The organism is Streptomyces sp. NBC_00667 (assembly GCF_036226825.1).
Taxonomy (GTDB): domain Bacteria; phylum Actinomycetota; class Actinomycetes; order Streptomycetales; family Streptomycetaceae; genus Streptomyces.
On sequence record NZ_CP109022.1, the window covers coordinates 7,019,642 to 7,043,682 of the forward strand.

The 24,041-nt window shown below is 67.5% G+C and carries 21 protein-coding genes and 8 pseudogenes; 8 read left to right on the forward strand and 21 right to left on the reverse strand.

All coding sequences use genetic code 11. The features are described from left to right. Positions 1–247: 247 nt before the first annotated feature. From OHA81_RS31930 to OHA81_RS31980, 10 genes and pseudogenes are all read right to left on the reverse strand, one after another. Positions 248–640 (reverse strand): hypothetical protein, encoded by a 393-nt coding sequence (locus OHA81_RS31930; protein ID WP_329201733.1) that lies wholly within the window; start codon positions 638–640, stop codon positions 248–250. Then, on the reverse strand, positions 627–1,055 hold the full coding sequence (locus tag OHA81_RS31935; RefSeq protein ID WP_329201735.1) for a hypothetical protein: 429 nt from the start codon (positions 1,053–1,055) through the stop codon (positions 627–629). Before OHA81_RS31935 ends, OHA81_RS31930 begins: the two co-directional genes overlap by 14 nt. Beyond that, positions 1,055–2,284, reverse strand: coding sequence for an NRAMP family divalent metal transporter (locus tag OHA81_RS31940; protein ID WP_329201737.1), 1,230 nt, complete (start codon positions 2,282–2,284; stop codon positions 1,055–1,057). Before OHA81_RS31940 ends, OHA81_RS31935 begins: the two co-directional genes overlap by 1 nt. Further along, positions 2,281–2,742 carry a hypothetical protein gene (locus tag OHA81_RS31945; RefSeq protein ID WP_329201739.1) on the reverse strand — a complete coding sequence of 154 codons (462 nt, stop codon included), beginning with the start codon at positions 2,740–2,742 and terminating at the stop codon, positions 2,281–2,283. The genes OHA81_RS31940 and OHA81_RS31945 overlap by 4 nt, the downstream gene beginning before the upstream one ends. Positions 2,743–3,103: 361 nt before the next feature. Continuing rightward, positions 3,104–4,312, reverse strand: a pseudogene (locus OHA81_RS31950) (IS110 family transposase). A 254-nt stretch (positions 4,313–4,566) separates the two neighbouring features. Then, positions 4,567–5,621, reverse strand: a pseudogene (locus OHA81_RS34705) (IS630 family transposase); the annotation flags it as partial. A gap of 565 nt (positions 5,622–6,186) precedes the next feature. Continuing rightward, positions 6,187–6,603 (reverse strand): CBS domain-containing protein, encoded by a 417-nt coding sequence (locus OHA81_RS31965; RefSeq protein WP_329201742.1) that lies wholly within the window; start codon positions 6,601–6,603, stop codon positions 6,187–6,189. A gap of 92 nt (positions 6,604–6,695) precedes the next feature. Continuing rightward, complete coding sequence (locus OHA81_RS31970) at positions 6,696–6,971, reverse strand: isoamylase early set domain-containing protein (RefSeq protein ID WP_329201744.1); 276 nt, start codon at positions 6,969–6,971, stop codon at positions 6,696–6,698. Between the two features lie 706 nt (positions 6,972–7,677). Then, entirely contained in the window at positions 7,678–7,875 is a 198-nt protein-coding gene (locus OHA81_RS31975; RefSeq protein ID WP_329201746.1) for a DUF2795 domain-containing protein, read from the reverse strand. A 367-nt stretch (positions 7,876–8,242) separates the two neighbouring features. Beyond that, positions 8,243–8,716, reverse strand: a complete 474-nt coding sequence (locus OHA81_RS31980; protein WP_329201748.1) for a Ku protein — start codon at positions 8,714–8,716, stop codon at positions 8,243–8,245. A 173-nt stretch (positions 8,717–8,889) separates the two neighbouring features. Here OHA81_RS31980 and OHA81_RS31985 point away from each other — a divergent pair, with 173 nt between their 5' ends. Both OHA81_RS31985 and OHA81_RS31990 read left to right on the forward strand, forming a co-directional pair. Continuing rightward, entirely contained in the window at positions 8,890–9,348 is a 459-nt protein-coding gene (locus tag OHA81_RS31985; RefSeq protein WP_329201750.1) for an STAS domain-containing protein, read from the forward strand. 688 nt (positions 9,349–10,036) lie between these two features. After that, entirely contained in the window at positions 10,037–10,261 is a 225-nt protein-coding gene (locus tag OHA81_RS31990) for a hypothetical protein (protein WP_329201752.1), read from the forward strand. A gap of 848 nt (positions 10,262–11,109) precedes the next feature. Here OHA81_RS31990 and OHA81_RS32000 read toward each other — a convergent pair. Next, positions 11,110–11,634, reverse strand: a complete 525-nt coding sequence (locus tag OHA81_RS32000; RefSeq protein ID WP_329201755.1) for a hypothetical protein — start codon at positions 11,632–11,634, stop codon at positions 11,110–11,112. A gap of 476 nt (positions 11,635–12,110) precedes the next feature. On the opposite strand from OHA81_RS32000, the gene OHA81_RS32005 reads away from it, so the two are divergent. Together OHA81_RS32005 and OHA81_RS32010 are read left to right on the forward strand one after the other, a co-directional pair. Then, positions 12,111–12,674, forward strand: a complete 564-nt coding sequence (locus tag OHA81_RS32005; RefSeq protein WP_329201757.1) for a papain-like cysteine protease family protein — start codon at positions 12,111–12,113, stop codon at positions 12,672–12,674. A gap of 10 nt (positions 12,675–12,684) precedes the next feature. After that, the gene (locus OHA81_RS32010; RefSeq protein ID WP_329201759.1) at positions 12,685–13,557 is read left to right on the forward strand and encodes a hypothetical protein; all 873 of its coding nucleotides are present in this window, start codon (positions 12,685–12,687) and stop codon (positions 13,555–13,557) included. A 361-nt stretch (positions 13,558–13,918) separates the two neighbouring features. Here the strand turns inward: OHA81_RS32010 and OHA81_RS32015 are convergent. The 8 genes and pseudogenes from OHA81_RS32015 to OHA81_RS32045 all read right to left on the reverse strand — a co-directional run. After that, positions 13,919–14,579: pseudogene (locus tag OHA81_RS32015) on the reverse strand (transposase); the annotation flags it as partial. Continuing rightward, a pseudogene (locus tag OHA81_RS32020) lies at positions 14,542–15,003 on the reverse strand (hypothetical protein); the annotation flags it as partial. The pseudogenes OHA81_RS32015 and OHA81_RS32020, both read right to left, overlap by 38 nt. Positions 15,004–15,064: 61 nt before the next feature. Further along, a pseudogene (locus OHA81_RS34710) lies at positions 15,065–15,455 on the reverse strand (ISAzo13-like element transposase-related protein); the annotation flags it as partial. Between the two features lie 129 nt (positions 15,456–15,584). Next, positions 15,585–15,865, reverse strand: a pseudogene (locus tag OHA81_RS34715) (transposase); the annotation flags it as partial. Then, positions 15,819–16,079 carry a hypothetical protein gene (locus OHA81_RS32030; RefSeq protein WP_329201761.1) on the reverse strand — a complete coding sequence of 87 codons (261 nt, stop codon included), beginning with the start codon at positions 16,077–16,079 and terminating at the stop codon, positions 15,819–15,821. The pseudogene OHA81_RS34715 and the gene OHA81_RS32030, both read right to left, overlap by 47 nt. A 428-nt stretch (positions 16,080–16,507) precedes the next feature. Continuing rightward, positions 16,508–17,704 carry a PP2C family protein-serine/threonine phosphatase gene (locus OHA81_RS32035; RefSeq protein WP_443056806.1) on the reverse strand — a complete coding sequence of 399 codons (1,197 nt, stop codon included), beginning with the start codon at positions 17,702–17,704 and terminating at the stop codon, positions 16,508–16,510. A 422-nt stretch (positions 17,705–18,126) separates the two neighbouring features. Continuing rightward, entirely contained in the window at positions 18,127–18,273 is a 147-nt protein-coding gene (locus OHA81_RS32040; protein WP_329201765.1) for a hypothetical protein, read from the reverse strand. Between the two features lie 500 nt (positions 18,274–18,773). Continuing rightward, complete coding sequence (locus OHA81_RS32045; protein ID WP_329201767.1) at positions 18,774–19,079, reverse strand: hypothetical protein; 306 nt, start codon at positions 19,077–19,079, stop codon at positions 18,774–18,776. Between the two features lie 164 nt (positions 19,080–19,243). Between OHA81_RS32045 and OHA81_RS32050 the strand changes: the two genes are divergently transcribed. Both OHA81_RS32050 and OHA81_RS32055 read left to right on the forward strand, forming a co-directional pair. Further along, positions 19,244–19,471: a hypothetical protein gene (locus OHA81_RS32050; RefSeq protein ID WP_329201769.1), complete on the forward strand. Its 228-nt coding sequence runs from the start codon at positions 19,244–19,246 to the stop codon at positions 19,469–19,471. A gap of 783 nt (positions 19,472–20,254) precedes the next feature. Further along, positions 20,255–20,524, forward strand: a complete 270-nt coding sequence (locus tag OHA81_RS32055; RefSeq protein WP_329201771.1) for a hypothetical protein — start codon at positions 20,255–20,257, stop codon at positions 20,522–20,524. Positions 20,525–20,639: 115 nt separating this feature from the next. Here the strand turns inward: OHA81_RS32055 and OHA81_RS32060 are convergent, their stop codons facing one another. Further along, complete coding sequence (locus tag OHA81_RS32060; protein ID WP_329202675.1) at positions 20,640–20,816, reverse strand: hypothetical protein; 177 nt, start codon at positions 20,814–20,816, stop codon at positions 20,640–20,642. 315 nt (positions 20,817–21,131) lie between these two features. On the opposite strand from OHA81_RS32060, the pseudogene OHA81_RS32065 reads away from it, so the two are divergent. Both OHA81_RS32065 and OHA81_RS32070 read left to right on the forward strand, forming a co-directional pair. After that, positions 21,132–21,707: pseudogene (locus tag OHA81_RS32065) on the forward strand (NF041680 family putative transposase); the annotation flags it as partial. Positions 21,708–21,940: 233 nt separating this feature from the next. Further along, the gene (locus OHA81_RS32070) at positions 21,941–22,669 is read left to right on the forward strand and encodes a hypothetical protein (protein WP_329201773.1); all 729 of its coding nucleotides are present in this window, start codon (positions 21,941–21,943) and stop codon (positions 22,667–22,669) included. Between the two features lie 528 nt (positions 22,670–23,197). On the opposite strand, the pseudogene OHA81_RS32075 reads toward OHA81_RS32070, so the two are convergent. After that, a pseudogene (locus OHA81_RS32075) lies at positions 23,198–23,773 on the reverse strand (hypothetical protein). Positions 23,774–24,041: the final 268 nt, after the last annotated feature.

Genomic DNA, 24,041 nt, shown 5'->3' on the forward strand with positions numbered 1-24,041 from the left:
GCTTCACCGGGCCGGTCTCTGCGGCCGGCCGGGCCACGCCGATTTGTGATGAAGGCATCGCTCATAGCACATCCGCAGGAGCGCAGCCGTATTGCTCTGGCCTTGAATATGTCGACCGTCCGGGCTGTGGAGGGCGCGCCGCCGGTGTCGCTGAAGCGGTGCCTTGCACGCATTCCGACACCCCGAACCCTGTCTGTGAGGTCAGGGAGGTGCTGGGGTACTGCTGTGCGTCTGCGTGGCAGGGGTGTCAGGCCGTTTGGTGGCTGTTCCAGTGTGTGTGCATGTCGCGGAGCAGAGGGAGGTCGGTGGCGTTCCGGGTGAGGGTGACCGTGCCCGGCCGGCCCAGGGCGGAGGGGCGTTCGCTCGACGCGACGCTCTCCCACGGGACCCACAGGGCGTGGCGGGTGGCTCGGCGGGCGAGCAACGTGAGTGGCCACGGGGCGGCGACGGGCCGGTGGTCGTAGGCCAGGATGCGGCTGCGGCGCCGGGGTGCGATGACGACGCCTTCGATTCGTAGCCGCGTCGAATCGTTGCCGGGGCTGGGGCCGGGCGATTCGATGAGGCGGACGTCGCTGACGTGACCGAGGTTGCTGCCGGTGGCGTCCAGGACGCGCGCGCCCATGAGGTCAGCCAGGCGCATGGCCGGAGCCGGGAAGGGGGGCGATGACGTGGTCACGGATCCAGTCCTCCAGCGGGTGTACGGCTTCTTCGTCAGTCGAGATGGTTGCCGTCAGGGCGGCGCCGATGCGGATGATGCGGGACATGTCGATGCGGGCGTGGCCGTGTGCGTCGCCGGTCGTGAGTCGGCGTGCTATGGCGTCGAGAAGGCGGGCCGGCCGGCCGGACAGGCGGGGGGCGAGGGCAGTGGGCCCGATGAGGATCGCGCTCACGTAAAGGTATCCATGGTCGTCCTCGGACACTTCCAGGTCGTCGACTTTGGCGAGCGGGGCCCCCTCCTCGCTGAGGATCTGGCGGTCCAGGAGGTGGAAGCGGGCGCTGTAGGCGCGGCCCGGACCGCGTTCGTCCTCGGCACGCGGCGGTGGGTGCTGGGGCATCACAGGCCTGCTTTCGTCGCGAACATCAGGGGAAGGGCGGCGAGGGAGGCGACCAGGACGATCAGCAGGTAGATCACGCCGAGGGTGTTGGCCAGGCCGCCGTTGACCGCTGCGCCCATGTATTCCTGGTCGTTGGCCACGACCAGGATCGGCAAGTACGTCAACGGCAGTGCGACGGCCGCAAAGACGAGGGAGTACTCGGTGACCTTGATCGGGTCGATGCCGGTCAGTACGAGCATCGCGCCCACGATCATCGAGACGATGACCACCGTGTGGAAGCGGGAAGCGGTCCTCGGAGCCTTCGTCTTGCCCCACGTCCAGCCGAAGTACTGGGCGACCGTGTAGCCGCACGACAGGGCCGTCTCCAGTGCCGCACCGAACGTTGCGGCGAACACGCCCAGCAGGACGAAGGCGAAACCCACCTTGCCCAGGGACAGCACCACAGGAAGCGTGACTTGGGAGAGATGGTCAACTGCGATGCCCGCGGGGTGCAGGACCAGCGCGGCGGCGGTCATGATGGACAGCGCGAGCAGACCTCCCAGCGGGAAGCCGATGAAGACGTTCACGCGTGAGACGACCAGGTCTTTGCGGCTCCAATGCTCTTCGATACCACCAGAGGAGAAGAAGAACACCTCGTAGGGGGTCATGGCGCTGGCGAACAGGGCGATGCCGTAGTACAGGTACGTCGGAAGGCCCTCACCGGCCGGCACCTGAGGGTGGCTGACCTGCTGCCACACGTGTCCCCACCGCGGGTCCAGGTGGAGCACCGCGACGATGAAGACGACCAGCGCCAGACCGGCCAGGCCGAAGACCCGCTCCATCCTCTCGAACTTGGTCCGCCAGATCACCATCCACACCGCGAAGGTCACCGCCGGGATCCACAACAGGTAGGACACCGATGTCAGCAGCTCCAGGGCCAGCGCCACGCCGGCGAGCTCGGCGGCCAAGGTGAGCGCGGTGACCAGGAACGAGCCGGTGAGGTTGGCGAACGCGACGCGCGGCCCGAGCCGCTCACGGACGATGTCGAAGGTCGGGCGCCCGGACACCGCGGCGACACGCCCGGCCATCTCGGCGTACACGCAGATCCCGACGACACCCAGTAGCAGCATCCACACCAGGGCGAACCCGAAGCGGGCACCCACCAGGGAAGATGCGACGAGATCACCGATATCGACGAAGCCACCGATGGCGGTCAGGATGCCTAGGGTCACGGCCAGAAAGCGCTTCACGACAGCTGCTCCTCCAATCGGTCCAGCCGCTCCCTCACCTTCGTCAGCTCTCCCGCCTGCGTGCCGAGCTCGGTGATCTGACCTCGGCGTGCGGCGATCCGGGCCTTCGCCAAGGCATCGCCGGCGTCAGCCAAAACCTCCTCCACCTGATCGCGTACCCGGTCCGCGGCCTCGCCGGGCGGCTGACGGGAGGTGAATGCCTGTTCGACGCCGCTCAGATCCTTCTCGGCCTCGCCGAGCACCACCGAAAGGTACGGGCCGGTGGCCATACCGTGCCCCGCAGCCCCTACGGCGAGGCGCGCGGTAGCGACTGCCGAGGCAGCGGCTTCGGCGGTGTTCGCTGCCTTGAGCCGGTAATCAGCCTCCGTACGCGAGGAACTGGCGCAGCCGGAGGCCGACAGGAACAGGGCGACCGACAGAAGTCCGGCGGCCAGGCGCGACGAAAAGGGGCCGGACATCAACGGCCCCGCAGGACAAAGTACGCGGCAACTGCCAAAAGCAGGGCCAGCTGGCCCCAACTCGCCAAAAGCACCAATCCGTCATCCATCCATTGCCTCCCGTCTATCCCTGCCGACCGGACCTGCGTCTACCCCGAGAAACGCGCGACTCACACCGCGTGAAAGCGCAAAGCCCGCAAGTCGGCGATACGCCTACCGCCTCATCAGAGCCCTGCCATCGGCACGAAGGAGGTCCCGCTCTGCGGTTGGACGTCACGGCGGAGTACCTGACTCAGGATGATGAAGGGGCCGTCACGAGCGATCCCGTCTACTGATTCCCAATGAAGTTGTCAAGGTGGGCTGGTGACTCGTTGTGAGCGCGTCAGCCCGGTGGGGTGGGGCTGGGGGTCGGCGCGGTGATCTCAAAGGTTCGGCCGTCGCGTATGAGTGCCCAGAGAACGTTCAGGCGGCGGCGTGCGAGGGCGATGACGGCTTGTTTGTGGGTCTTGCCTTCGGCTCTCTTGCGTTCGTAGAACGACTTGGAAACGGGGCAGCATCGGGCAGCGACCTGCGCGGACATGTAGAAAACCCGCAGCAGGCGGCGGCAGTAGCGGCGCGGTCGGCGCATGTTCCCGCTGACCCGTCCGGAGTCCTTGGGGACAGGCGCCAGGCCCGCGACGCCGGCGAGGCGGTCGGAGCTGCCGTAGACGCTCATGTCACCGCCGGTGTGAGCGATGAACTCGGCGCCCAGGACGGGGCCGATGCCGGGCATGCTCAGGATGCTCGCGGCGTGCGGGTGGTCGCGAAACCGGCCCTCGATCAGCAGGTCGGTCTCGGCGATCTCCTCATCGAGGGCCATCACCTCCCTCGCGAGCCTAGCCGTCATGGTGGCGGCCAATTTCTACCCGGGAACGGCGGTGTGCTGGGCCTCGGCGGCCTCGAGGGCGGTGGCCGCGACGACGTTGGAGTTGCGGACCTTGCGGTTCTTCAGCCAGACCGCGAGACGGTTTTTGCCGATCCTTCGCAGGGCGGCCGGGGTCTGGTAGCCGGTGAGTAGCACCAGGGCCGCCTTCGAGGTGCTGTAGTCGAAGGCCCGTTCCAGGGCGGGGAAGTACCCCAGCATCTGGGCCCGCAGCCGGTTGATCGCCCTCGTGCGGTCGGCCGCCAGGTCAAGGCGGCGCGAGGTGAGGATCCGTAGGTCCACGGCAATGTCGTCGCCGCGGTGCATCGGCTGGAGGTCACGACGCATGCGGGCCTGGTCCGCAATGACGAAGGCGTCCTTCGCGTCGGTCTTCCCGTCGCCCCGGTAGGAGCCGGAGGCGTGGTGAACAGTGCGGCCGGGGATGTAGAGAACGTGCTGGCCGTTGTCGGTCAGCAGCGCGATCATCAAAGCGGCTCCGCCGGCATTGAGATCGATCGCCCAGGTCACGGGCTCGCCCTCGCTCAGTGCAAGGACATCGGTGATCAATTCGAGCAGGGCGGTCTCGTCATTGGCCACCCGCCGTGAGAGTTTGCGCCTGCCGTCGGTGTCGATCACCGTGCAGTGGTGCTCGGCCTTGCCCGCATCTGTTCCGGCCCACAGCTCGGGCACGGTCACCTCCGAGATCGTTCCTGTAGTTGTCCCAGCAGACGACCTCGCCAGCGTGTCCTTACCAAGCGATCTCTTCGCGCGCATCCCAATCAGTGGCCGAGTCGTCGCGGGGCACCGGGCGGCCAATCAGTAGAAGCCACATACGCAGCATGAGGTTGTCAGCCACACCCAATGCCCCTGGGTCTCCCGATCCTACGAGTGACCGGAATCAACCCGTCAACAACGTAAGGAGCTTGTAGGCGTGTTGTCGTGAAGGTGAGGCCGGTTGCGGTGAGGCATCCGTCGATGATGTCGTTGCGGTACTGGATCTGGCGGAGGCCGTGTCGTAGCCCGCGGATGAGGTGGTCGGGGTCGGTGAAGTCGGTGTTGGCCTGGCTGGTCCGGCGGAGAACCGACCAGATGCCTTCGACGGGGTTGAGGTCGGGTGCGTAGGGCGGCAGGTGGTAGGCGGTGATCCACTCGTGTGCGTCGATGAAGGCCCGCATGCGGCGGTCTTTGTGGACGTTGAGGTTGTCCCATATGAGGAGGATCGGGCCGCCGAGCTGCTGGTGGGCGGCGATGAGGAGGTCGCGGTACTCGGTCCAGGCGAAACTCTTGCGCCCGCCGCTCTTGTGGTCGGTATGCCGTTTGGGCCGGTAGATCAGGCGGGGGCGTTCGCCGGGTTTGTAGCAGCACAAAGCTGCGATGGAGAAGCGGCGCTGGGAACGGCCGCGGACCCGGATGACAGGAGTAGTTCCGCGTCGGCTCCAGGTGCGGGAGGTCGGCGGCGTCATCGAGAACCCGGCCTCGTCTTCGAAGACGGTCCAGGCCCCGAGCGCCGCCGCGGTGGTTCCACGTGTGGCCACACGTCCTTCACCCAGCCGGCGACCGCCGCCTCGTCACGCTCGACGGCACGACGGGCCGGCACTTGGTGGCTCCAGCCGTGCCGCCGCAGCATCTGGGAGATACCCGACAGCGTCATGCTCTTGTGGAACCGCCGCCCGATCAGCGTTTTGATCCTGGCCAGCGTCCATCGCTGATCAGGCCACCCGTGAGCGGCCGGCCCCTTGGCCAGCTCCTCCTCGAGCACGGCGAACAGCACATCGTTCAGCTTCGGACGGGACGCCGGACCACGGGAACGGACCGCGTCCTGACCCGCCTCCCGCCAGGCCTGACGCCACCGCTGAACCGACCGGACGCTGACCCGTAACTCCTTCGCGATCTCCGTACTGCCCCGCCCTGCGGCGAACATCCCGACCGCTTCCATCCGGACCCGCTCACGGAACGCTTGCCTCTCCGCGGTCAGACCCCCACCCTGCGGATACCTCATACCTACGGCATACCGCGACGATCACGAACCGTCAGCCCCTACGACACGACGACTTCAAGGTCAGTAACCACACGCCGACGGCAGCAGCAATCTTCGAGACCACCAAGGGGACACGGCTCACCGGCAGGGCCCGGATGGATCCAGCCCCGGTCTGTTCACGACGGCACGGAGCGTTTCATCGGGCAGCAAGAAGACCGTCACGATCGGTGTGACGAGCCTTGTCTTCCCTTGGATTTTGCCGCGAAGCTGCCCCGCCATAGGAAGAGAACGGTGGGCCGGGCTCCTGGTTCGTTCCCGTCCCGTCTCGCACAGCCTCATCTGCTGGACCAGAGCGACGTCCGTCACCTCGTGCTGGGATCTTCCCCGTATCGACTGCTACGGGATATCGACCCCTTGGGGACACGGAGTAGTCCGCCATCCCTGCTGGCCCGAACGGCCCGCCAACGGGGAGGTGACGGAGCGGCCCGGCCAGCGTAGGCGCACCGCACCGCTCCTGCCGGGCCCTGACGCCGCCGTCCGCAGAAAGGCCGCTCCGGCGCGTTGGCCCCGTAGCCCCGTGGGCGGGTCAGTTGACGGAGAGTGCTTCGAGGAGGTCGCCGACTTGCGGGTCGGGCAGGGCGCGGGCGACATCGGCCTGGGCGACGATGCCGACCAGGCGGTGGCCGTCGATGACTGGCAGGCGCCGTACCTGGTGCTCGCTCATGGTGCGCAGGATCTCGGCGGCGTCATCGTCGGCGCCGATGGTGACAGCCTCGCCCTGAGCCAGCTCGCCGGCCTTGCACTGGGCGGGGTCCTTACCCGCTCCGAGGACCTTCACCACGATGTCGCGGTCAGTCAGCATGCCCTTGAGCTTGTCGTCCTCGCCGCAGATCGGCAGCGCACCGACTCCGAACTGGGTCATTTTCTTCGCGGCCTCCAGGACCGTCTCCTGCGCGCCGATGCACTCGGCGCCTTCCGTCATGATTTCGCGGGCTGTGGTCATCAGGCGGTGCTCCTTCGTTGTTGGGGTGCGTGCGGGTCGCGTTCCCTGGCGGTCGTTCCGCATGCGGGCGGGATCGATCCCGGTCTGGTGGGTCAGGTGTGCAGGCGGCTGTTGACGCCGTCGTGGCCATCCGCGTGGTCTTCGTCGAACCAGACGTCGCCTGTGGCGAGGTAGCGGAAGGAATGGACGCTCTTGCCCGGTAGAGCGACGGTGACGGTGCGCATGCCGTCCTTGCGGAGCTCAAGGGTGTGGGTGCCGGGCTGCCAGTCGTTGAAGTCGCCGACGACGCTGACCGGGCCGGGAGGGGTCTCGGCGGGCAGGACGAAGGTGACCTGGGTGTGGTCCTTGAGCTGCTTGCGTTCCAGCATGAGGGAGGGCTCCTGGTGCGGGGAGGGCGTTGCGGCTCATCCTCGGTCTGTCATTCAGGGCGGTCTTTCGGACACGACGGGGGCGGTGTTCCTCTTCACCCGCGTGGCACGGTGTGATCAGGTGATGCGGAAGGAATCCGCCCGCGCCAGCGTGGGACCGGTCAGATTCCCGTTATGAGGGGACACCGTCATGGGTGGTACACAGGACGTCCACCAGCAGCCGGACCACCCGAGCGAGCACCCAGCAGAGAGCGGGCCAAGGGCACCAGTACCTTCTGTATCCGTCGCAGCGCCCTCAGCCAGCCGAATGGTCAGCGAGGACGACGTCGAAGGCGACGAGCTGTCTTCCCCGCCAGGGCCGGGCCGGGCATCGCCACCTCACGGGACGCGTACTCGCGGGACCGCGCCGTCCTTCGCGCACACTTGAGGAAACGACGACTCCTGGTTGAGCTGGGAAGCGGCGGTCTCCGGCCTGGGCGCCTGAAGACCGCCGTCCGGCTCACCCCCGACCCGGAGGCTGAGTCTCACCGTGCACCGGGGCTGTCTCTGGCAGATGGCGCGTAAGGCACCCACCATCGCCACGAACGAGGCACGAGGAGTGGACGGCCGATGCGCCGGGGATCGGGCATACTGCGGTTGCTGCGGTTGTACGTATCCGGACGCCCCCTTTCTTTGGGCGCCGCTGCGAGCAGACAGGCAGGCGCCGTCAAGAGCCGCTGCCGAAGACCGCTTTCTGAACGTCGTCGGGACCGTCGTACCTCTTGGATCCGGAGCTTTGGAGCTTCTCGACAACGGCGTCGTCGGCTCCGTTGCTCTTGGCCAGCGAGGCGAGGTCGTCAGCGCTGGCGGGGTACTGAGCGCCCTTGAGGGCCTTCTGCACGTCGATGGGGCTGACCTCGGCCATGGTGGTCTCCTTCCTTGGATCACTACGTGTTCTTGCCTTCCGCTACCTTTTCCGCTCTCTGCTGCTTCCCGGAATCAGACGTGCGATTCCACGGTAGGGGTCCCTCTCAGGCTTGGCCACGGAAGAGCCGCTGCGAGCGGGAGGCGAGGGGCCATCGTTCACCCTTGTCCGCGCCGGCCGGCTCTGGCGATGGCCTCCGGCCTGTTCGGCTGGGAGGTACTGCAGCCAGGGTGGCCTTCTCTTGTGCTCATTTGGCAGTGTGGGCCCGCTCGATGCCGGCACGCAGGGCTTCCATGAGCTCGACGCGCCGGTGGGCTCGGCGGCTGGCTCGGCCTTCTCCACCGTTTCGCCGCCCGCTTCGCCTCGATCACGGCCGCGAATCCCAGACCAGGAGCGTCACGGAGGCGACGAGGAGCACAGTTCCTGATCTCATCAGTCCAGCGAAGTGAAAGGTCAGGAGGCCGTCCTTACCCTTCGTGCGCCAAGGCACTCGTGTAGATCTGTCGAAGAAGACGGACTCCACCTGGCCCAGGTCGACGAACCCGGCGATCTTTAGGAAGTGTGAGCGGCCGGCGGCGATCTCGTCGAGTTCCTTCTGGAGGACGTACTCGCCGCCGGTGTCGTAGCCCTTGACGATGTCGTCGAGCTCTACCTCCTTGCCGGTGCGCTCGTTCACGCGCCGCTTGGCGGTCGGAGATGCCAAGCTGGAGCTGGTGGAAAGGGGCCGTTTGACTGTCCGTGGCCGTGTACAGCTGACCGGCAGGCTGATCAGCCTAAACGGCAGGTTCCCAGCCCGTACGGGGCCACCACGACCATCACGCTTGCCCCTGACCCAGCTCACTGCCTCTTCTCATGATCGCGCTCCGGACACAGCGAGCTGGCCGGCGATCAGGTCCGGGAGGCTGTGGGAGGCGTGGGAGCTTGCGGACGGCAACGAACGGCGTGACGATCGGTTCGGGTCAGGAAACCGGCTGGTGTGCATCACGCCGGCCGATCGCGGCGAGGTGAGCCGACATGGATCACGACTTCCGCGTGATGATGAGGCGGTACGGCTCGACGGTGCACCTCACTCTTGCCGGAGAGCTCGACCTCGAGGGCAGGTCCGTCCTCGACGAGGTGCAGGTCGGCCTCGACGGCGCCGCCGTAGTGGCCTGCGACATGCAGCACCTGACGTTCCTCGACGTCGTCGGCCTGCGAGACCTGACTGCCTTCGTCCGTCGCTTTGACGGACGGGGCATCGCCTTCTTCGCCTACAACTGGCAGCCTCAGCCGCGCCGCCTCCTGGATCTTGTCGACGGCCTGTACCCGACCGCCGGGAACCGCGCACCCGCCCGGCTGCTACGCCGCTCCCTACGCGATGCCACCGCGCCGCTAGACGCGCGGCAGCCACCCGGCCCGGAAAGTCGCGAGGTCCCATACAGGAAGCGCCCGGTCCTCGATGACCGGGCGGAAGCCCGCCACCGCGCACCTTGAGGCCGGCCCCGGGATTCCAACGACCTGAGCCATGAGATGCAGCGGCTTGCGTTCTTACGTGGCTGGACAACGGCGGCATTCTCGACTTGAAGACAGCCGCATCCTGCAGAGCTGCATCGAGGGCTTGGACGAGCCATCGCGGAGATCATTGAACCTTCGACGACGACTTGGCCGACGGAGCCACTCGCATCAGCAGGAGCCCAGTACTGCCCGCCCTGCGCGCCAGGATCCTCGACAGCCCCGGTGCCCCGACACCTCGTTTGCCGGTCAGGTATCTTCCTCCATGCCGATCACCGGGCGCAGCTGTTTGTGTGCTTTGCTCTTGTTGCCGCCTTGTTGTTGGAGGAGGGCTGTGGCGATCGCGCCGAGTTTGCGTTTGATGGCGTGTTCCGCGCGGCGTTCGCTGTTCTTGAGCAGGCCAGGAGCAGCAGGACGACGGCGGTCATGAGGTCGCCGATGAAGAGCTGCCAGGTCAGTGGCAGGCCGGCGGCTGGGCCGTGAAGAAGGCGGCTATCAGGGCGAGGCAGAAGACGTGGAACGGGACGGACGGGTGACTTCGGAAGCCTCCACGGCCAGCTTCTCGAACCAGGCCGGCTCATCACCCGCGGACCGTCCACCATGGTTCTTCACCGCTCAGGATGCCTTGCAGACACAGCCGGTCAGGGCTACGACTCCAACCCCAACCGCCATGAACTGCGTAAACGGCGGCCTGCCCGTCATCTCGCGCAAGGGATTCCCGAACATCAAGGGCATGGGCAAGCTCCGCTACGTCGTCGAGCAGACCTTCGCCCTCCTCCACCACTTCAAACGACTCGCCGTCCGCTGGGAACGCCGCATCGAACTCCACGACGCCTTCGTCTCCCTCGCCTGCAGCCTCATCTGCTGGCGACGCCTCAACCGACCCGACTCATGATCGTGTTACGAGCTCTTATTAGCGATTGGCGGTAGCGGAGACCCCGCTTCTGGGTCGAGGTGATGCCGGGCGCAGCGATGGTGCGGGCCCGGCCGTTCGCGCCCCTCGGGAAGTGGGCACCTCCAGGAGAGCCCCAGGCCACAGGCCGTGTCCACATGGCTTGGCGGGCTGTTTCCGTTCCTGCTCACGCCATGCCAATGATCAGGTTCTGAGTCGGCAGTACGGCATGATCTTGCTGGCGGCGGCTGTCTCGCGTCGTGCCAGATAAGCCTCGGGAGGCGCGCATGGAAACTGGAGGTGCCCTGGATCGGCCACCGCTCCGACCAGGCCCTCGAACGCGACATCCGGACCTGGCTCGCCCACTGGAACGAGCAGCCCAGGCCCTTCGTCTGGAGAAAGACCGCCAACGAGATCCTCGACAAAGTCGCCGCGTACTGCCATCGAATCTCTGACTCAGGTCACCTCCACCCCGTTGACGACCGAAGTCAGGACCGTGTCGTTCCTGACGGCGTCTCTACAGGGCTGTTGACCAGGGGAGCGAAGGTCCGCGCCGGTCCGATGAGGCGGCTTAAACCCTGCGGTCGTGCGGAGTGTCGGGGCGTGGGGGATGTGCATTCTGGCGGCGTGTGCTCTGGCATCCCGAGGCGCGGGTCGGATGGGCGTGGCCCGGGGAGCCTTGGCTCCCGGGCCCACTTCGTGCTTGTCGTTCGTGTCGGGTGCTTCGGCTCTGGGCGGAGTGGGCACCCGGCGCGCGGCACGATGGCCACCGACGTGCTGGCAGCCAGCTTGCGGCCTATGCCACCCGCTTCGACGTGGGCAAGACCGTCAGGCGGCTCGCGTACGGCGGGTCACTGTCCGTCGGTGATGTAGTAGTCGTTCTTGAGGTACTCCATGCTGTAGCTGCCGAGGTCGCTCTCGGTGAAGGTGGCGGATGACCTGACCGCTTCGAGCGGCATCTCGATCTTGTCGAGGGTGCGCACGGCGACGCGCTGCGGATCGACCGTCGCGGTTTGCAGGGCCTTCTTCTGCTCGGGTGAGATCATCTGGAACACGACGACGTACGTCGACGTGCACGGACCGAATCCCTGGTTCTGTGCCTTCTTCGCGCCCGGCCCGGCCACTTCGCAGACCGTGTCGATGTCCTCACGCCCAAGGCCGTGGAGGTACTGCTCGTACCGTCGGATCGCCCGCTCTTTCGTCATGGGTGCGGGCTGGTTGCTGGTAGGGGCGGTCGACGGCTTCTCGGTGCCAGCGGCCGCGGACTGCTGCGAAGGCTTCGCGTCCGCGTCCTCCTTCGCTTTCTCCGGACCGCACGCGCACGCCACCAGCACCACGGAGGCCGACACCGCCGCGCTCACCATCGTCCGCGTCATCAGATCCCCTCCACCAGCCGGCTACACCATCAAGAATGCACGCAGGATCCGGGCGAACGGTTCCCGAGCCGGTCCAGGAGCCCGTGACCGGTGCCTCGCTCGCCGTCGTACCGCCAACCTGCGGGAGTCGACCGCGCAGAGGCGCGACGTTCCCCGACAACACTTGCGCGGCATGTACCTGAGGTGCTGGAGGCAGTCGGGTTGCTGAGGCGCCCTTCGATCGCGCAGGAGATCACCACGCGGGTGGAGGTGGTGCTCGGCCTGCCGCGCGACAGGTTCGCAGGGATGACTTACAAACCCGCATCATGGGACAACGCCCGCCCCATACGCAACAGACTTTACGACCCGATTACACGACAAGTAATCAGTGCGGGTGGAATCAATGCACAGTCCCTATGACTTCGACATGCTGCGCTGTCATATTCTTGCCAGATTGCCCCGCTCATCTCGTTCTACCCAGCAGGGGAAGGCAGAACATGGGCAAATGCAAGTACGGAACAACGGCCTCCACCATCGTGCTGGCCGCCTTGGGATTGCTCGCGGCCGCGGGAGGCACGGCTCACGCGGAAGCGGGTCAGGACACCATCAGCATGCTGAAGCAGGAGAAGACGCAGTGGTGCTGGGTTGCCTCCGGGCTGACCATCGCCAAGTTCCAGGGCTTCGGCTCCACACAGGCGGACTTCTGCAACCGGGCTCAGCCCTCTTACGGCTGCAACAACCAGCCCGCCACGCTCGACGACATGGCCAGGGGCTGGAGCAGCCTGGGCATGGCCCACACCGGCTCGGGCCTGAGCAGCGCGGCCACGTTCAGCCAGGTGTACGCCGATGTCAAGGCGGCCCGGCCGATCGGTGCCCGCATCGGGTGGACGTCCGGTGGCGGCCACATGAACGTGGTCTACGGCTTCGACACGTCGAACAACACGATCGCCGTGGCCGACCCGTGGCCTGACACCACCACGTACACCTGGTGGAACTACAACGACTACGTGAGCAACAGCTCATCCAAGTGGACCCATTCCCGCATCGGTATCTCCCGCTAAGGCAGGCGACATGCGCGACACCAAGATGTCCGGCAAGCGGGCGGACACTCGCCTCTCCCGGCTTCCCATCGTCATCGCACTCAGCGCGTCCGCACTGCTGACCGCTGTCGGTCCGGCCCATGCCGCCCGGACGAAAGACCCTCTCCCGGCCGATATTCCCGCCTATCAAGCCGCCCTCGACGCAGTGGCGTCCACCGACGTCCGCAACGCCGTCTGCCGCTTCCTGCGCACTCCGGTGCCCGTCGGCGGCGCCGGCGGGCAGGTGATGACGATCCCCGAAACGGCCGAGCCGTGCCAGGGCCTCCCGGTCTTCACCATCAAGGATCCGGTGGCACGGAACGAGATCACCCCCGGATTCGTCGCAGGCACCGCCAAGCCACTGCCCAACGAGGCGATCAAGCTGACGCAGCTGGTCGCCTCGCTGAGCACCACCGTCAACAGCCGCAACGTAACCGTCATGCTCGCCCCCACTCAGGGCGGCGGCTGGCATCTGGCGGCTATCCGCGACGGCGACAGCGACGCCACATTCGCCGGCAAGGCCACCCTGGGCACACTCGTTTTCACCGAGCCGCAGATCCGCGGCTGGTACCGGCTCAAGCTCACCGCCGTCGAACCGCTCAATGAGGAAGCCCGACAAGGTCTCGGCGGCCAGGCGTCGGTGTCGCTCAGCGACTACCAGAAACTGGTCAAGGCCCGCTACGCCGACAAGCTGCCCGGCTCGGAATACGACGCCAATGGCTACTCCAGCGGCTACAGCTCCCAGCGCAAGGCCGACGACGCCTCGTCCTCCACCCTGCTACTTGCCAGCGGTTCCAGCGCGGCGCTCGCCTTGGCGGGCGGGGCCGCCGTCCTCCGTCGGCGCCGACGCGCAAGCACTGGCTGAACTCGACTCGACCGTATGCACCTCTTTTAGCCGCTCGCCGAGTTCCGTGGCGGCCCGGACGCCACCGTAACGCCAAGGCGACGTCGTCGACGCCAGGGCGACGTCGTCGACAACCATGGTCGGTGCGGGTGCCAGACGAGGTGCACTCACCGGGACAGCACCGCGGCGCATCGCTTCGCCCACGTCCTGGCACTTTCCAGTGTTGTAGTCGGGGGCGACGACGAACAAGCCGCCCGGGGCAACGCTGTGTGGGTTGTCAGAAGCGGCGGCGATCACCATCACATCTCTGGTCGGCACTCCTTCGAGCGCCCCGGAGACCAGCCATGAGATCTCTTTGAGCATCATCGGAATCAACGATCTGCCTCCCTGCGCCAGCGACATTGCATGATTCTTCCTGCCCGAGCAGGTCCAAGGCGATCTGCACGATCTCCAGCCAGATCCGGTTCTGCGCCGCGCGGTGCAGGGGGAGGTTGCGCAGGTCGGTGTCGCGGGCGGCGCGGATGCGGGCCTCTGCCCGGGCCCGCTGGCGGTGCCGCAGCTCCAGCTGGCGATCGGCGGGGTTGGCCGTGTTGGTGGCGAAGCAGGTCAGGCGCATCCCGTCGGCGTCGGTGAGCCGCAACTGCGCGCCTGGATGCGGCCGCTTCCTTGCGCATGATCAGCCGCATGCCCTTCGGCCAGCCCTTGAGGCGTCACCGGCGAGCTCTGCGACCCAGGCGCCATCGCGAACTTCGCCGCGGGGCTCGACGGCCGGGTCCAGGGCGAGGCCGGAACCAGGAGTACGGCCTGGTGGACCGCCTCGGTGATGGTCATGCCGACCGAGTACGACAGCCGGCGGCCGCGGGCGGCAAGCCAGTTCACGAACTCGTGAGTGCCGCCGCCGCGGTGCGGATCAGAGTCCGGCGCCCGCGCCGATACCTGGGCGGGAGCTGGGCCAGCGCGATCCGGGCTGCGGTGATGCGCCCAGCGCGGTCGCCAGAGCCATGCCCCGGCCTGCCCGGCGGTAAGTGGCCGACACCTGCGGTCCGCGACGAAATGAATCTTGCTCGTCAGTCCGCCCCGGGACCTGCCGAGCGGGCTTGTTTCAGGCGGAGTTTGCGCCTGCGCCGGATGCGCCGACGCTCGGCCCGACAGTTCTGTTCCCCGGCTCGCCCCCTTTTGTCGGGCTGTTTCCTGCTCCTGTGCGGCTTCTTTCAGGGCTTTCATGAGGCGCTCGCTGACGCGCATCCCTGCGGCGTCGTGGTGGGCGCGGACCGTGGTGGAGTCCGGGCTGATCAGCGACAAGTCTGTTCTCCTCGTGCCGGCGACCTCGGCGATCAGGCCTTCCAGCAGGGCGGACAAGACACCGGCGTCCCGCCAGACGCGAAAGCGTCTGTAAACGGTGGTTTAGGGACCGGACTCGGCAGGCATCTACCGTCGCTGGGCACTGGACCGGAACCGCCAGATCACCGGCCCGGGTGCGGTAGCCGTTGGATCCGCCGGCGTCAGCGGTGATCAGCAGCCGTGTCGCCCCCGGGTAGGCAGCCCGGCCCCGGCCGAGCCACCAGTGGCGGATCGATTCCACCGCGAACGCGGCGGTGTCGTGATCGGCGCCGACGTTGACCCAGCCGGTGTTCGCCGCCAGGTCGTAGATCCCGTAGGGGACGGCTTTGCCCAACTGCGGGTCGGCGAAGTCGTGGACGCTGACAGGGACAGGCTCACCGGCGGGACGCCACTGGCGGCCGCTGTTTTTGAAGTCGCCGACGATTTCTTTCTTCTTGGTGTCCACGCTGATCGCTCAGGCTGAAGCCTTCCTCCCGCAGCAGGTCGCCCACGGTATCGGCGCTGATCCGGTGCCCGACGCGGGCCAGCTCCGCCGCGAGCGTACGGGTCGATTTCACAGTCCACCGCAGCGGTGACATCGGATCACCCCTCTCATCAGGCTCGACCAGAGCCAGCAGTGCCGGCCGCAGCCGCGGATCCAGATCGGCGACCCGTTTGCGTCCTCCGCCGGGACGCCGGATCCGTCCCAACGGCTCCTCGCCGGATTCCAGGACCGTCTTGGCGCGGGCGCCGTTGCGGCTGTTGCCGCCGTTCTTCCCGGCCGGATCGTGCTGGTCATAGCCGAGGTGGTCAGTGATCTCACCTCGAGGGCGGACTCCAGCAGCCGCTTCGTCAACTGCTGCAACAGCCCGCCCTCGCCGGTCAGCTGCAGGCCCTGGGCCTGAGCCCGGCCCACCAGCTCGTCGATCAACTGGTCATCCACCGCCTTCGCCGGCTGCGGCTCAGACGCCTGGGCGGACTCGGCCTCGCTCACGTCGTCGCGGGACATCGATGCGTCCCGACGCCAACGGCCCGCGCACGTTCACGCGCAGCGTCTGCCGGCCCGGCTGCTCGGCCATCGGGGTGAGCCGCTTCAGGACCCTGGCGGGCACGTGCGAGTCGGGCCGGCCCGTCATCGCCTGCTCGACCTTTTCACCGAGCGTCATGACGATGCCGCCTGCCGTGCCCGCCACCACGCCTTGCCACAGCGCACGTTCCATCATGCCGGGCGGCTACCCCCGTGGCGGGCCGCTATCCGTGAAAACCGGTGTACGGGGCTGCGCCGCGCCGGGTCACCGCCCCGCCATGGGGGGCAGGTAGGCGCGGTAGCGCGGCAGGCTGGGGAGGCCGGTCAGCGGGCGCGGGCGCTAGATGTGCGCCCGGCGCGGCGGCGCGTCCTCTGCCGAGAGGCGCAGTGCGATGGGCGGGTCCGGGCCAGGCTCGTCAGCTTCGGAGCGCTGATGCTCCCGTCGTGGCCGCCGTACACCTGCCGAGGCGGCGCATCCGATGTTGAACGCGGCCCGGACGGCTTCCATGCAGTGAGGACGCATGGGGCCGCACGCCCAGACGCCGCAGTTCGCCGGCGACGGCGGTGCACGCCGCCCGGTCGGCGCGGCCGCGGACGTCCTGTTGCCTCGTCGGCCTGCGCAGGTCACGGACCAGCAATCCCGGTGGGCGTGGGTGGCTGGTGGCCGTGCCATTCGCAGAGCAGGACGGTGGCGTCGTCACCGAGCTGCCCATCGTGGTGTTGGAGGACGGCGTGGACCAGACGGCGCAGGGTTTCGGGGACGGGCAGGGCGTCGGCCTGAGCCCGGATGATGAAGTCGACGAAGTGGGCCAGACCGAATTCCCGGCCCGTGTGATCACGGGCTTCGGTGATGCCGTCGGTGTACAGCACGAGGCGGTCGCCCGGCTCCAGCTGCTCGCGGTGCACGTGGGCGGGCAGACCGAGGTCGGTTCCCAGTGGGTGGGTGGGAGTGCGTTCGAGGGTGGTGATCCAGCGGCCGTCGCGGATGAGGATGGGCGGCGGGTGGCCGCAGTTGATCCACGACAGCAGTCCGCTGTCCAGATCGAGGTCGGCGAGGATCGCGGTGGCGTACCGGTCCAGGGTGAATTGCTCGATCAGCATCGCTTCGATGCCATCACGCGCCTCATTGAGGCTCGCCCCTTGGCGGCGCTGGTTGCGGCAGGTGGCCATGGCGAGGTTCGCGGTCAGACCGGCGGCCGTGTCGTGGCCCATGGCGTCGAAGACAGCCAGATGGGCCACATCCGCTGCCAGGGCATAGTCGAAGGCGTCCCCGGCCGTGGCGTAGGCCGGCTCCATCGCGGCCGCGATCGTCACCCGCGGCCCGGCGAAGGTCCGCGGTGGCATCAGCGTCCACTGCATCTCCGCCGACACCGACATCGGCTCCAACCGGATCAGACGCGCGTAGGAGTCACTGTGCGCCCGCGCCGCCACCAACATCATCCCGACCAACGACGCCAGATCCCCCATGGCCTGCCGCGCCTCGGCATCCGGCTCTCCCTCCGTGGCGATGACCATGACGCCTAGACGCTCGGTACCATCCAAAAGCGGCAGCCAGTGGAACCGGTGCCCCTCCAACTCCGCGGACACCACCCGCATGCTCTGAAAGGCACGCCCGGCCAAGGTGGCGTCGACCCGTAGCTGCTCACCGCCGCGCCCGGCGTCGAGTCCCTCACCGGTCACCTGGCGCAGCATGTCTTCCCGCAGGTCGCATACGTAGACGCGGATCGGGCTGAAGCCGGCCCGCGAGGCGTGCTCCGCCACGACGGCGGGCAACTGCTCGAACGTGGTGACATGGCTCGCCCGGAGCAGGCCCGTGAGCATGTTGCTATAGGAATCGGGCACTGAAGATCCTCCGGCCTGTAGTGGGGCAAGCCTGTCTCCCTCATGGTCACCCTTGCCGACCGAGATCACCGGCAGCTTGGGCTGCCGGTGATCGCCCGTTGCCGCCCAGAAGGTCGGACCGGCCTCGCCATGCCCCCTGGCATGGCGAGAAACTACCAGCCGATCCGACCCGGGATGCGGGCGCCGCGGACGCTTATGGCCCTAAGAGGGCATCTGATCAGCGTTCACGCAAATCGGAGTTCTCTGAGCCGGCCGCGGTCGTGAGCTTTCCCCGTGCGCTGCGCGTCCCGACGGCGCCTCTGCTGCGTTCATGGCGCCCGGCCACCCACAGCAGCAGCCCTCCCGCGAGGGCAAGCACCAGCAGGACGCTGCCGAGAACGACGTCGTAGACACGGTTGCTGTCAAAGAAGGACGTCTTTTGCAAGCCCAGCAGGAAGGGGGAAGCGATCAGCCATGCCCTGCACAGGCCGACGATCGGCGATCAGCACGATGGTTCCGACGATGACTTCATTGATCTGGGCGTCTTTGGCGCCGTCCTGCTGAGTCATCGGGACCATACACAGGACCAAGGCCGCCACGAGCATCAGCAGCCCGACGATCTGGTCGGGCTGGGCCCTTGAGGAGGCTCTGCTGTCGGCCTCCCTGGCGTGAAATGGGGTGATGACTGTGCACAGCCATGCCGTTCTCCTCTAAGATCTGCCGTGTAGGTTCGCTGCGCTGTCACGCTCGATCAGAAGCCCGTACGGCCACAGCGTCAGGTAATGAATCCACCTCCGATCAGAGTGGCTCGTAGCGTCCGGGACAGGAGCGTTCCGTCGCGAGGCCGGCGCTTGTGATGGTCTTTCACTGGACGGCTACCTGACGGGCAGGTGTTAATCCCCTCCGCGGCCCCAGATGAGCGCCCCTGCGGTCGGCGGTTCTCGTAGAGATCCGTTGCTGTTCATCGACGGACGGACCGGCTTGACCTACCGGGCTGAGCGAACCTGCGAGGTGAGCCGACCGGGGCGCGGCCAGTGGCGTAATGGAGCAACGGTCAACCGGGGACTGATCACCGGCCTTCGACCTGCACCACTTCGAGATCTCGGAACTGGAGCGCGTCGAGAACGAGGGCCAGCGCGACGTGGTCGACCAGGACAGGGCCGTCTCCCCGCCCCGCGACGACTCCGCCGGGCCGACGGCCGGATAGCAGGACGGCGGCGAGCGGCGATGGACGAGAAGACGCCGCCGCCATGCTGGACGAAGGGTTGTCGTCGTCGGCGACGATGTTGACCGATGACGGGGGCGGAGAATTGATCGCCGCTGACGCCGGTAGCGCTATGGCTCCGGAGATGGCGACGGCCGAGGCGATGGGCATCGAAAGGGGACTGCTGCATGATCGGGTGACAGCGGGGTTTATGCAGCCAGAGCTGCGGGTGGGGTGCTGTGCTGGTGCTTCCGCAGCGACTGCATCCTTTCACCTACTGTGTGTTCGGCCCTGAGGAGGACGATCCTGCGGCACCACCGTGAGAGGGTTGTTCCATGCGAACAACCATCGGATACACCATGGAAAGCATCGGCTACGTTGTAGGGGCCCAGGGGCTTGTCAGCTTCGTTTCGCAGGCCTTCTTCGGCACCGAGTGGGGCTGGATGCACAAGGTCGCCGACCTTCCGTCTACCGCTTACCTCGGCATCGTCGTCGTGGGGCTGGCGCTCATCGTCGCCGGAGTGAAGACGCGGAAGGCGCCCGAGCGCCAGGGGGTCGCCTGACCAACGGGCCTTTCTATGTTGAAGGACCATAGCGACGTGAACGGGCGGCTGCGGTCCGTAGCGGGTGGGCCAGCGGCGGCCGCCTCTTTGTTGCCACAGGATGCCGTTGACGATGGCCCGGTAGTCGGACCCGCCGGGCGCGGCGGGGCAGAAGGGCGCGGACCGCGTCCCATTCCTGGTCGGTGAGGTCGTCGGATTGGTTCATACCGCTTTAACGGCTTTCCTTCCCACCGGGCACGTCCGCCGGCCCGACGCACGGCCGGATGGGTGCCGAACCGGTTCACCTGCGACTCGTTGCAGAGGCTGTGATGCAGGCCCCCGCCCCGGGTACACCGAGCTCCCGGCCCGGGCGCGCCTCTGTTTCTGACACCTGGCATGATCCGCCCCTCAACAGGCCGGCGGTTGCACCGTGAGCGGCGGTGTACGGCGTCCAGGCGTCAGGACTGGCCACGCCGCCCGCGGGCCGTCGTCGCTGTCACGGGCCGCCGCTTGCATTGCCCTCACTCGATCTTCCGCCGCGCTCATCACGCTCGTGAAATCGGTAGCACAACCCGGTGAGGACAACACTCGGTGGGTCGCAGCGGTCTTCAACGGCAGCACAGAGCCCGTGGACGTCACGACGCAGGCCTTCTGCGCCAACGTGGGCACCTGACGAATCCGTCTTCCTCATGACGGCCTCGGCCGTAACCCGAATTGCCCAACCGGCGGCTCCAGTCAGGCGAAAGCACCGCCCCACCAGGATTCGGCCCATAACCGGGCGGCGGGGACGGCGTTGGAGCGGTCATGGCTCGCCTCGCTCTTTCCAGCATCGTGTCCGCGGCAGCCCTGAGCGCCATCGGGATCGCCTGCGCCTCGACCGCCCAAGCCGCCGCCCCTACCGCAGCGCGCCCGACCCCCAGCACCCAGGCTGGCCCCCTCAGCCTCGACTACCTGCTCTCGCTCCGCTTCCTCACACCGACCGTGCGGGACGCAAAGCGTCAGCTCACCGGCGCCGTCACGGGGCTGTCGCCAGCGCCCGCGTATGTCGCCGGTCTCGGCAGCCTGCTCAAGTAGACGACGAAAAAGACGTGACGTCCCGCCCCTGCTGACCACCGCCCCCGCCTCCACGCCGTTGGCCTCCTCGGCCGCGCCAGCCTGCGGAGGCTGGGCGGTGATTCCAGGCGCAGTATCAGGGGGCCAGGAGCAGCGAAGGTAGATCGATGAAGGCATAGGTGCCGCCGATGCCGCTGGGCGGGTTGTCTCTTGCCAGCAGGACGGTGATGTCGTGGGACTGGTGGGCCCATACGTCGAAGGAGACGCAAGCGAGTTGACCGAGCTGGTGATGATGAAGATGCAGGGGATGCACGGTGCGATTACCGCCCGCCTGGACGCGTCGGCGACGTCAAGGCGCGGGCTCAGCAGGAGGTTCCCAGGCTGTCCACAGTCCTGCGACGGTGAAGGTGGCACCGGTCATCAGCCAGTGGGGCAGGTGCGGTACGAGGGACCGGCAGATGACGAAGCTGGAGAGGAACAGCGTCGCGTGACCGGCGGGGACGGATCCGGGGAGATTTCCCCGCCGGTACCAACCCCGGACTATGGGTCGCCATTAATTCCACAATGTCTACGGGGTGAAGACCCTGCGGGCGTTGACGGACAGGAACAGCTCGCGGGCCTCCTCGTCGAACTCGCCCACCGCTCTTCCTGGGCCGCGGCCGACGGCATGCTCCCGACCGTCGAGGGAACGGTGATCCGCCTGGACATCCACCATGAAGCCGGTCTGGTTGTGGCGGTCGGGCACCGCCGCCACTGAGGCGGACACCGACCGTCCGTGGCAGGCCTACCTGCGGCGTTTCGACATCGAGCACACTTCCGCCTGGTCAAACAGACTGTCGGCTGGACCTGCCCGCAGGTCCGCACACCCCAGGCGGCGGACCGCTGGACATGGCTGATCCCCGCGGCCTACGCGTAACTGCGACTGGCCCGGCCACTGGCGGTCGACAGACATCTTCCCTGGGAGAAACCCACCTCGTCCGACCGCCTCACTCCGGCTCGAGTCGGTCGCGACTTTCGGCACATCCGCCCCCACACCGCCTGCCCAGCCCAAGCACCGAAACCCACCCGCCTACGATCTGGACGTCCATCAGGACGCAAGAACACGCGGTCCACTCCACGTCATGACGTCCCAACACCCCGCACAACGGGCACTGCGGCGTCCAGGAAGGCGGAGCCGACGACCGCACGACCCCGCCGCACAGGTGTAAAATCAAGAAACTACCCCTCGCCCCACTTTGTTCGGGTTGCCAACGGACTGGGGAAGTGAGCGAGCGCAGGCGGCCGCCAGGCCGGGGCCCTGCTCTTGTGGGGATGCAGCAGTAGACGCCGGGATTACCGCGTTGGAACGGTCATCTTCGGGACTGAGGCTCCTCGTCCGGTCTGCCCCTTTGGGCTAGTCCGAACGGCCTGCCTCCCGGCGCGAGCGTAGGTGGTGCCATGAGCTGGGTCCCCAGGACGGGCGCGGGCCGCGACCACCAGCCGTTGAGGGCGGGACCGGATGATGTCCAGGCCAGGGTCGGCAAGCGCCTGGACGACGTCGCCAAGATCCTGGCCGGTGCACTGGTCGCCGTCGCGGGCATCATGACCGCCCTCGGCCTTACTAGCGATGTGGTCTTCGTCGCCCTCAACAACGAGTCCTGGCCCATCTACGTCGCCTCCCTGTGCGCCATTCTGGCTGTTGCTTGCAGCGTTGTGGCCCTGCTCCTCCACCCCACACGCCGGGGCAACGGCTCGAAGACCCTGGTCCTGGTGCTGGGAGTGATCTTCTACATGTCGGCATTGAGCGTGGCCGTCGTCGGCGCCGCCGAGGCGGCAGGCGGCAACGGTCGCCCCACCGTTACTCGGTTGATCATCGAAGGGCACCGACCCGAGCTGAAGCTGAACTTCGACGTCCACGCAGACGGTGTCGACAGGTGGGCCACCATCAACGTGTTCGTGGCTGGCGTTAACAAGAGCGGAGACCCTGTCGTCGCGGAGGAAAGCCTTTATGAGAGCACCCTTCGCCCCAATGACAAGGGCGAGGTCGACCAGCGCGTCAGCGTGCCCATCACGGTCTCGCAGAACGCCTGGGGCATCCAGATCACCGCAGTCACCGCGGGCGGCGAGGTGGACTGTGATGTCCTTTCATCAAGTGGCCCCACCTGCGCGACCCTTCAACTGCCTTAGCCAGCCAAGGCTCGTCCGTGCACGGTCGGACCCGGTACGGGAGGGGCCTGTTTGGCGCGGATAACTCCCAGGCCAGGCGACTCTCGTCGGCAGCCCGACCTGGCTGGTTATCGGGCGGCCCATCCTGCTGGCGCCGACCGAAGTCGGGCGCCTTGCTTGGGGAGATCCACTGAGCAGGTCTGGGGCCGCCCCAAGCAGGTGGTGGGGAAGTCCAAATCTCCCCATCACTGAGCTTGTAGGCGTGTTGTCGTGAAGGTGAGGCCGGTGGGGCGTGCCTTGTGGGCGGCGTTCGTGACGGCGGTGTCGCCGACCAGGAAGCCGCCCACACCAAGACCCTCACCTTGATCGACAAGCAGATCAAGACGGGCACGGGTCCGGGCTTTGACAGCACGCGTAGAGGCCGCGTCCATCCCCCGGCCTCTACCCCCTTCACGCCTGCCAAACGAGCGGCGGGTGGCATCCGCCGCGAGATATGGACGGCCGGAGACCAAACGTGAGGCAACCACAAGCAGCGTCAGCGCACAGGTGTCAGTCGCCCGGCGAGGGCATGTAGGGAGACAGGGTGCGGTAGCGCTGCCACATGCCGTGGGCCTGCTCGGCGGGCCGCTGCTGCTCGCCATGGAGGGCGTTGAGGATGAGCAGGCCGCCGGCGAGGGCGGGCACGATCCACTGGACGCGGGCGAGGTGGTATTCGGCCTTCTTGGTGTCGAAGGCGTGCCGCTCGGCTTTCTCCGCGTCGTGGGGGTCGCCGGAAGAGGCGAACTCGATCTTCTTGCCGAGCATGCGGGCGTACGCGGTCGCGGCGAGGGCGGCGCCGGTGAGGACGGTCTTGCCAGGGTGGAGGCGGCGACACCCTGCTGGCTGGTGACACGGCGCTGTTGGCGGCGAGGATGCCGCTCGCGCCGACCAGATGCACGCCGATCACCGCGGCGTTGACCGGCGTCCACTTCGCCCAGCCGGAACTCGCGATCCGAGCCCCCTGCCTGCTTGCGCCCTGGTCCTTCCCGGCGCTGTTGAGGCCGACCGCTCCCATCAGGGAGCCGCCGAACCAGGCGGCCAGACCCCATCGTGCATGCTGCGCAGGGCGGTCTTGCGTTCGGACAGCGGATGGCTCCTCGCGGGCGCGGTGCGGAGCGTCGGCAGGCCCCGCCGGCGCTGCGGCCACTGTCACCCGACGCAGAGCAGTCCGCCATCCCGGCTGGTCAGAACGGCCCGCCGCGGGGAGTGGGCGCCGAAGCGGGACGGGGGAGTTGTCCCGCTCCGGCCAAGTCCCAACACCGCCGTTGGCAGGGAGGCCACTCCCGCGCGGCTTGGCCCCGCAGCCCCGTTGGCGGCCGGGTCCGCTTCGCGGAGCGCGACCAGCGGGGCGAGG